This is a genomic window from Sporichthyaceae bacterium, assembly GCA_036493475.1.
GTDB lineage: Bacteria > Actinomycetota > Actinomycetes > Sporichthyales > Sporichthyaceae > DASQPJ01.
Map to the genome: position 1 here is coordinate 1 of DASXPS010000008.1, position 3,263 is coordinate 3,263.

A 3,263-nucleotide genomic window follows, 5' to 3' on the forward strand; every position below is an offset into this window, starting at 1 on the left:
ACCGAGGTCGCCGGGGAGATGGCGGACGGCCTGTTCGTGCACGGTTTCTGTACCGAGCGCTATTTGCGTGAGCACGTGCTGCCGACGGTGCAACGCGGCCGGGAGAAGCGGCCGGTTGAGAGCAGGTTCGAGATCGCCTACCCGGCGTTCGTCGCGATGGGCGGGACCGAGGACGAGCTGGCCACCGCGGCGCTCGCGGTCCGCAAGCAGATCGCGTTCTACGCCTCGACCCCGGCCTATCGCAAGGTGCTCGAGCTGCACGGTTGGGGCGAGCTGCAGACCGACCTCAACCGGCTGTCCAAGCAGGGGGAGTGGGACGCGATGGGCGAGCTGATCGACGACAAGGTCCTGCACGCCTTCGCCGTCGTCGGCGCGCCGGCGGCGGTGGCCCACGGGCTGCGCGACCGCTTTGGCGATGTGGTGGACCGAATCAGCCTCTACATGCCGTATGACGTTGATCCGGACCAACTGGCGGAGCTCACGGGTGATCTCCCGACCTCGTAGCCGATCCGTAAGGGTCGCGGGCCTTTCCGTGCCGCTGGGCGGTGCAACCGTGGGAAGAGACGGGTTTGCCCGCTATGGGACGGAGGTTGCGGGGTGTCGCGCACACGCGGTTGGGGCGTGGGCTGCGGCGTGCTGGCGGCCTGCGCCGCACTGGCCGCCGCGGAGGGCTTCGCCGACCTGATCGGCGGCCCCTCGCCGGTGATCGCCGTGGGCACGTGGGGCATCGACTCCTGCCCCGCGTGGCTGCGTGAGTTCGCCATCCGCCACTTCGGGGTCAACGACAAGCGTGTGCTGGTCGCCGGGGTGCTCGCCACCGTGCTGCTGCTCGGCGCGCTGGCCGGGGCGATCGGCGTGACGCATCGGCGGGCCGCGCTGTCCCTGACCGTCGGGGTCGGCCTGATCGGGATCGTCGCCGCGGACACCGTGCGCGGTGCCACCGACCTGCTCCCGGTCCGGGTGGCGCCGGCCGTCATGGCGTTGGTGGTGAGCACCGTCGGTCTGGTCAAGCTGCTGCAGGCGCTCGGGCCGGCCGATGTGGGTGTGGCCGCACCGACAGAACGCCCGTTCGGTGTGCCCGAGGGAGTGGACCGGCGGGCCTTCGTGCGCGCCGCCGGTGTGGTCGGTGTCGTCGGTCTGACCGGCGGCGGGTTGTGGCGGCTCAACGGCGCGAACACGAACCTCACCACCGATGGCCTGGTCACCCTGCCGGTCCCGGCGAGCCCGGCGCCGCCGGTGACCGGGGCGGACTTCGGCGTCCGTGGGCTCTCGTCCTACGTCACGCCCAACGACGACTTCTATCGAATCGACACCGCCCTGGTCGTGCCCCGCCTGAACGCGGCGACGTGGAAGCTGCGCATCCACGGGATGGTGCAGCACCCGATCACGATCACCTACGCCGACCTGTTGCGGGCGCCGCTGATCGAGCGCGATGTCACCTTGATGTGCGTGTCCAACGAGGTCGGTGAGCATCTCAACGGCAATGCCCGCTGGCTCGGGGTCCGCATTGCCGACGTGCTGTCCATCGCGGGTGTGCTGCCCGGTGCCGACGCGGTGAAGTCGAGATCCGTGGACGGCTGGACCTGCGGCACACCGCTGTCGGCGCTGACCGACCCGAACCGCGATGCCATGTTCGCCATCGGCATGAACGGCAGGCCGTTGCCCTACGAACACGGCTTCCCGGTGCGCATGGTGGTCCCCGGGCTGTACGGGTTCGTCTCCGCGACCAAGTGGATCACCGATCTCGAGGTCACCCGCTTCGATGCCTTCCAGGCGTACTGGACGCAACGCGGGTGGTCCGAGCAGGCCCCGATCAAGACCCAGTCCCGGATCGATGTGGTCCGTCCCGCCGCCGGGGGCGCCACGCTGGTGGCCGGGATGGCCTGGGCGCCGCATCGCGGGATCAACAAGGTCGAGGTGCTTATCGACGACGAGGTGCATGTCGCCGAACTGGCGCCGTGGGCGAACCGGGACACCTGGCGGCAGTGGCGACTCACCGATTGGCACCCGACCAGCGGCAAACATCGCCTGGCGGTGCGGGCCACCGACGGCACCGGCACGGTGCAGACCGCGCAGCGCGCGGACCCGGTCCCGGACGGCGCCAGCGGGTACGACACGGCCGTGGTCAGCATCTCCTGACGGGCCGTCCGTTGACCCGCTCGTCGGTGTACCGACACCGCCGACGCCCCGAACTGGGCGGTCCGCTGCCGCCCAATCTCACAGCGCCGCGGTGTCCACCTCGATGACCGTCCGAGAAGGGAGACCCCGTGAGTACGACAGACCTGGCGGGCAGCACCGCGGTGGTGACCGGTGCGAGTCGCGGCTTCGGCCGTGCGGTTGCCGTCGCGTTGCATCAGGCCGGCGCCGAGGTGGTGGCCGTGGCCCGCGACGGCGAACGGCTGGAGGCATTGCGCGCAGAACTCGGCGACCGAGTGACGCCGGTGGTCGCCGACGCCGCGGACCCGGTGGTGGCCGGTCGGGTTCTGGAGCGCTACCGACCGCGCACGCTGGTGCTCAACGCCGGTGCGGCGCCGCTGATGCGCCCGCTGCAACAGCAGTCCTGGGAGGCGTTCAGTCGACCCTGGGAGGTGGACGTCGCGCAGGCGTTCCATTGGCTGCGCGAGGCGCTGCTGCTGCCCTTGGACCCCGGCAGCACGGTGATCGCACTGTCCAGCGGTGCGGCCCTGAACGGGTCACCACTGAGCGGCGGCTACGCCGGCGCCAAGGCGATGGTCCGCTTCCTGGCCGGCTACGCCGCGGGGGAATCGAAGCAGGCGGGGCTCGGCATCCGGATCGTCTCGATCCTGCCCACGCTGACCGCGGAGACGGAGCTCGGCGCCGCGGCGGTGGCGGGCTACGCGCGGCAGGAGGGAATCGAGGTGGCGGAGAAACTGCGCCGGATGGGCCCGACGCTGCGCCCGGAGCACGTCGGCAAACACCTCGCCGCCCTGGCAGCCGGCACTGACCATGCGCCCGGCGCGTACCTGTTGAGCATCGACGGGTTGAAGGAGATCTGCTGAGCACGCCGGATACCACCCTCGAAAGGCGGGGGTCGGCGGGAGCATGATTGATCATCAGATCCTTTACCCGAGTGGGAAGTGCGGGTCCGCCGGCAGGGCCGGAACTGTCGGTGGTGCCGCGTAGGTTTGTCTCATGGACACCGGGCCGGTGCAGGCATTCGCGGGGTTGGAGTCCGCGTTGTGCGAGGTCCGCAAGACCTTCGAGAACCTGTGGCAGTTGCCCGAGCACGACGTGGTGGAGCT

The 3,263-nt window shown here is 70.5% G+C and carries 3 protein-coding genes; all 3 read left to right on the top strand.

Annotated features, from left to right (window positions below; genetic code table 11):
• The coding region (locus VGJ14_00510) for an LLM class flavin-dependent oxidoreductase (GenBank protein HEY2830875.1) at positions 1-504 on the top strand (504 nt) is incomplete at its 5' end.
• A 93-nt stretch (positions 505-597) separates the two neighbouring features.
• On the top strand, positions 598-2,139 hold the full coding sequence (locus VGJ14_00515; GenBank protein ID HEY2830876.1) for a molybdopterin-dependent oxidoreductase: 1,542 nt from the start codon (positions 598-600) through the stop codon (positions 2,137-2,139).
• A 128-nt stretch (positions 2,140-2,267) separates the two neighbouring features.
• Positions 2,268-3,020 (top strand): SDR family oxidoreductase, encoded by a 753-nt coding sequence (locus tag VGJ14_00520; GenBank protein ID HEY2830877.1) that lies wholly within the window; start codon positions 2,268-2,270, stop codon positions 3,018-3,020.
• The last annotated feature ends 243 nt before the right edge of the window (positions 3,021-3,263 follow it).